This is a genomic window from Vibrio sp. S234-5, assembly GCF_000960595.1.
GTDB lineage: Bacteria > Pseudomonadota > Gammaproteobacteria > Enterobacterales > Vibrionaceae > Vibrio.
In genome coordinates, this window is sequence record NZ_JZAM01000285.1 from 1 (window position 1) to 5,134 (window position 5,134).

3 protein-coding genes and 4 pseudogenes are annotated in these 5,134 nt (G+C 44.4%); 2 read left to right on the top strand and 5 right to left on the bottom strand.

What is annotated here, in order from left to right; genetic code table 11:
- Both UF06_RS27215 and UF06_RS17800 read left to right on the top strand, forming a co-directional pair.
- Positions 1–183, top strand: a pseudogene (locus UF06_RS27215) (ISAs1 family transposase); the annotation flags it as partial.
- Positions 184–289: 106 nt separating this feature from the next.
- Positions 290–1,258 carry a hypothetical protein gene (locus tag UF06_RS17800; protein WP_052702576.1) on the top strand — a complete coding sequence of 323 codons (969 nt, stop codon included), beginning with the start codon at positions 290–292 and terminating at the stop codon, positions 1,256–1,258.
- Between the two features lie 73 nt (positions 1,259–1,331).
- Here UF06_RS17800 and UF06_RS24900 read toward each other — a convergent pair.
- From UF06_RS24900 to UF06_RS24910, 5 genes and pseudogenes are all read right to left on the bottom strand, one after another.
- A pseudogene (locus tag UF06_RS24900) lies at positions 1,332–1,817 on the bottom strand (transposase zinc-binding domain-containing protein); the annotation flags it as partial.
- Positions 1,814–2,700, bottom strand: a pseudogene (locus UF06_RS28210) (tyrosine-type recombinase/integrase). The pseudogenes UF06_RS24900 and UF06_RS28210, both read right to left, overlap by 4 nt.
- Positions 2,701–2,890: 190 nt before the next feature.
- Complete coding sequence (locus UF06_RS17810) at positions 2,891–3,664, bottom strand: hypothetical protein (RefSeq protein ID WP_045571642.1); 774 nt, start codon at positions 3,662–3,664, stop codon at positions 2,891–2,893.
- A gap of 14 nt (positions 3,665–3,678) precedes the next feature.
- Complete coding sequence (locus tag UF06_RS24905) at positions 3,679–4,521, bottom strand: hypothetical protein (RefSeq protein ID WP_082069759.1); 843 nt, start codon at positions 4,519–4,521, stop codon at positions 3,679–3,681.
- 141 nt (positions 4,522–4,662) lie between these two features.
- Positions 4,663–5,134 (bottom strand): annotated as a pseudogene (locus UF06_RS24910) (hypothetical protein); the annotation flags it as partial.

Genomic DNA, 5,134 nt, shown 5'->3' on the forward strand with positions numbered 1-5,134 from the left:
TGTCAGATTTACCGACAAAACGCGGCTGAAAATTTGGCAGGTTTAAGACACATGGCACTTAACATGCTAAGAGCTGAGCCAAGCAAAATTAGTGTGCCAATGAAGCAGAAACGTTGCATGATGAACCTCGGCTTCTTGGAGCAAGTCTTAGTTGCTGGATTTAAGTCAATGACCAAATTCTAACCATTCATGCGGACGCCCTGATCAGAAGATCCTTCAGATTCTTTGTCATAAAGCTTCTGAATATGGCGTGAGTAATGAAAGCATTCAGCATATTAAAGTGTTACCAATGAATGCGAAAACGGCATTGACGGGACGTTTAAAAGATAATCACCCTCAGTTGCTTGAACGCTCTGGTTACAGTGAGTTCATTGAGGTGTTTAATGACTGGTTAAAATCAACAGACAACCAAGACAATCAACTGTCAGCAATTCAGAGTGCAGTTAATGAACTTTGGTACCAGCCAGCGGTAAACCAACTGTCCACGACGGACACCTCAGAACATAACGAGCTATTGATGCGTTGCCGAGAAGATAAGCAAATGCTTGTAAGTCGCCAACGCTCGTTAGTAATAGAAGCAAGAAATATGATCAGTCATGAACTGATGTTGATGAAGTCTGATATCAGTGGCTGTATACAGAGTACACAAGATCAAGCGCAACTTGATAGCCAGTTGCAGCGTTTAATTGACCCAATTGGAGACAAGCTAGAAGCGTGGATCAACGATAGTTTGGGTGAAGTTAAGGGTCTACTAAACGTTGAGGTTTCTCACCGCTTACAACAAAGCTTGAGCTCAAATAATTCTGAGTATCTAGACAAGGTGGTTAAAGGGCTTGGAAATATGGGCTCCGCTGACAATATCAAGGGCTTACTACTTCAAGGTCGTAAGTTAAAGATCCCGGGTTTAAAAGGACGATGGGAGAAAACGTTGGGTAAATGGGCAGGAAAAGGTGCAATCGCTGTTCAGCTACTTACCGCGTTATGGGATGTGTATAGCGAAGGCAAGGCGCAAGATCAGCAAAACGCTCAAGAGCGTCAAGCGGCTGTTAGTTTATATCAGGCAGTTGATGAGATCTGTTCAGTGGTTAAACGTGAGTATGGCAATACTTCTGAGCAGGTGATTACCGAAATCCTCAATGCTCAGATTCGCGCACTTGATGATGAAATCGCAAAAATTACAGCAGAAGAAAATCAAACTCAGCAAGATTTGCAACAAGTGCTGGACTTTCAGAATAAACTCAACTCGATTGGTTATTAGGACGAAAGAAGAGGTATTCACTCAAAACATTACTCATAAGCTCACGAACACCGCCCAAAGAGTTCTGCCGTACTAAGTGAGGATGTAGCTCTCGCTCTCGCTCTCGCTCTCGCTTTCGGCTGTGTGTATGAAGGACGATGGTAAATCCCAACTCACCTGGGTTTTGCCTGTGAGCAAAGTCTTTTAACGTAGATGAAGCTACACGGAACATGGCTTGATAAAGCGCTCGGGGAGCAGATCGAGCTAAGCTTCTCAGTTCATACGGTAATGTGAAGGTTACCATGTAGTAATGAACTGGAAGCGGCTTACTTTTCTGTCTTTCAAGCCAGTCGGATGTTGTACGATGCTGACATTGAGGACTGTGACGATTTCCACACGAGAGAGTGAGACGGTCGTCATGGTGGCAGTGGGAGCAATACCACTGCGAAAGTCCTTGTTTCTCTGTTTTACACCGTAACATGGCAGAGATGGATCGTTTGATATCGCTGTTAAAGTGATGCCCATAGTCTTGTTCAAGCTCGTGACGATGTTGGCGCAACAGGTCGATAAAAGTGCTCACACGGTCAACTTCCAGTCGAGATGCAGGCGGTCAGCCAGTTGATTGAGGGCTTGATTAGCATCATGTAACTTGAGTTGTGTGAGTTGAGTATAACGAGCCGTTGTATTTCAACTCGCATGACCGAGAAGTATTTGCAGTGAACGCAGGTCAAGCCCTTGCTCTAAGAGGTGGGTTGCAAAGCAATGTCGAAGTGAGTGAGGTGTAATTCGCTTATGAATACCACATCCTATACAACCTGGTTAAGCGCTTTTTGTGCTCCTTGATCATTAAAAGCGACATCGCAACACTTACCTTTGCTTAGGAATAACAGTTGGGGATGTCGGTGGGAACACCAGTATCGGCGTAAAGTATGAAGCGTTCTGTGAGGGAGTGGGACCAATCGATCTTTGCCGCCTTTTCCATAGCGAATATGGACTTGCATATTATGATTGTCGATATCAGCGATGTGAGATTGAGAGCCTCATTAATCCGAAGCCCCATCGTGTATAAAGTAAGAATAACACTCGGTAACGGGGTTCACGGGTGGTGTTAATAATCTGAGCGACTTGCTCAGGAGAAATGATATTCGGAAGACGTTTGACTTTCGGAGGCTTGAGATGCCGATCCATTCCCACTGTTTGTTGAGCGTATGTTTGTATAAGAATTGAAGCCCACAGCGGTCAAGTTTAATCGTGCTCCAGGAGACCTGCCCAATCAGTTGACTGAAATATCGTCGCAGGCCTTCAATGGTCAGGGTATCAGGATACCGATCAAAGTTCTCGGTGATACGTCGCACAGCAAGAGAGTATGCAGAGATGGTTTTTGCTCGCTTACCTTGAAGCTTGAGTTGGGTAAGGTGTTGTTGATATAAGGCGTCAAAGCGCTCCTTTTCAGACGGGGTCATAGTGTTTTCTCTCCAGTAAGACACCACCGACGTGATGGTGTTACTAAAGAGTATGATTGTTGGTGCTTATTCGTTTCTGCCGCGGGGCGGCTTCGTTCAACTCACAAATGTCCAAAAGAGAGTAAAACAGCTTTCTTAAAAGAAAGCTGTATCTCTAGTTCTAATGCCATGTTTGAGATGTTCAAGGTGTCTAAGTTGGTATTCTGGTGTTACGCGTGTTTCTCTCAATCAGGGTTTTAAAATCAAGAATCTTCTTCTGATTTCTGAGCTTAGTCATGGCTTGAGCGTCATCCACGACACAAATCCCTGCTGCCGTGTTTTGACAAAATTTCGAAGCGAGGCAACGTACCTCTATGACGGCAGCTTTATCTCGGCGATGCGCTTGTAAAGTCAGGAGCGATTTCGGTTCGTCATACTCAATGAATTCGTAGTCTCGAAACAGTAAAGCAAAACTCACCGCCGCTGCTTCGGCGTCTGTAGCGGGAACGGTGGCGTAATGGCTTCGGGTGATAGGAACGGAGTGAATTGAGTAATCATCATTGAGTAACACCGATAAGTTTGGATGCATGTCAGCAATATGGCCTTGAATGTAGTCTCTGCGTATATCTTGATAAAATTTCTGATATTGGAAGTACGAGAGTGTGATGCCGTGATTAATATCCCATTTGTTATCTCGCAGTAAATCGCTAAAACAATAATCATCAATCTTCAACAGTTGCTTGAAGTTGTCAAAACCACCCAACGTCCGTTGGATTTGTTTTTGGCTCACCCCACGTTCGAGCAGGTCGGCTTCATTGAGATACGGTTCAGTGCGTAATATCGTGGTGACCAGTTCAATTAGACCGATGTCCACGGCACTGATACCTTGCATCAGAAGCGGCGCAAAGTAGTCTGAATGGGAGTAAGCTAGGCCTTCATCGAGTGCAGAAATGACGCTGAGGCGTATAGGGTTAGTCATCATCATGGTTAAACTCCTAATTAAGAAAAAAGGGGACGTGTCAGTCTTGGGGTAGTGCAATAGCCTCGATAGCTCAACCAGCGAAAGTAAAAGTGTACTGCATCAATACGCTGTTTTTGCTCTTTGTGGCATACGTTAGATTGGCGGAGTGACTCACGATATTGACGAATGTCTCGTGTCTGTATGTATAATCTTTCATTGCTGCTGGAGTGCTTGTCGTCAACGAAGCGTAAAAACTGATGAAGGTAATCTGCAATCTGATTGAGTCTGAATCTAGGCATCCCTGAATGAGCACGCTCTTCCATTAATTCATTTAACCAGTTGAAGTATGGAAAACGGAGTTCCTCTTCTGCATTGCTCAAGTCTAGAGGGGGCAAGGTTGGGAAATCGTCTTTTGTCGGTCTGTGTTTGTAAGCACGAGCCACAGGAAAATATTTAGCCACTAAGTGGATTTGCACTAATAATTGCTGACTCAATGACGGAGAGTCGGGAAGGTCATGGGGGTTGTTTTTGAAAAGGCACTTAGCTTGTAAGCTCACTGCTTTCGCTCTGCTTATTGCATGTTGTAGTTCATCTGTTTTCAGTGCCACAAAATAATGAGACCTAGTGTGGCCTGAGATTCTTAATGATAATGGCGGTGTGATTTTGACTTGATAAATGCCATGCTGATTGGTGGAGATATGATGGGCGCTAAGCTGACGGTGTTGCTTTATTCCGATGTTTTCAGTTTGATGAGTGACGGTTGGGCGGCCTTTTCGACGTATACGGCGCAGTGCTTGCATTTCACCAAAGCGTGGGTGTTCGCTGATGGGCTTCACTTCTAATTGGCTTAAGTGAGTTTGAGGTAAGTTCGAATTTGGCATAGGCGTGATTCCTTCTTGGCTGAATTTAGGGTGCAAAAATCCGCACCCTTAAATCGTTAAGGCTGTAAAAATTGAGGGTTTTAGTTGAGTGTTAAGCTGTAAGTAGGGAAATGATTAGCTTAACGTTAAGTGACAAATGAATTATGCGATGAGCTTGTTTGGTTGACCATATTGCCCAGCAATTGAATAGTGCTTGCCCGTTGATTTAACAATGTACTCGCTCCAGCATTTGTGGATTTCATACCGTTCTTTGAGGTATTTTGCGCTATTGTACGAGGCACGAGTGGTATTGCTGTCCAGGTGAGCTAAGCACATCTCAATCGCATCCACTTTGAAATCCGTATTCTCATTCAGATAGGTACTCGCTATTCCTCTAAATCCATGACTCACTAATCGGCCTTTGAGTGTAGTCAGATTGAGTGATGAATTGACCGCATAAGGACTGATGTGCGGATGTTTGGTATTGGGTTTGTCTGATGGGAACACAGTAAGCGCATCATAAACCCCGCATTCTAATCGTCTAGCCCGAATAATAAGATCAAACCTCCAACCCAAAGGAGATTTGAAATGGCCAAACGACGCACTAACCAAGAATGGCGAACCCTGTTCGAAC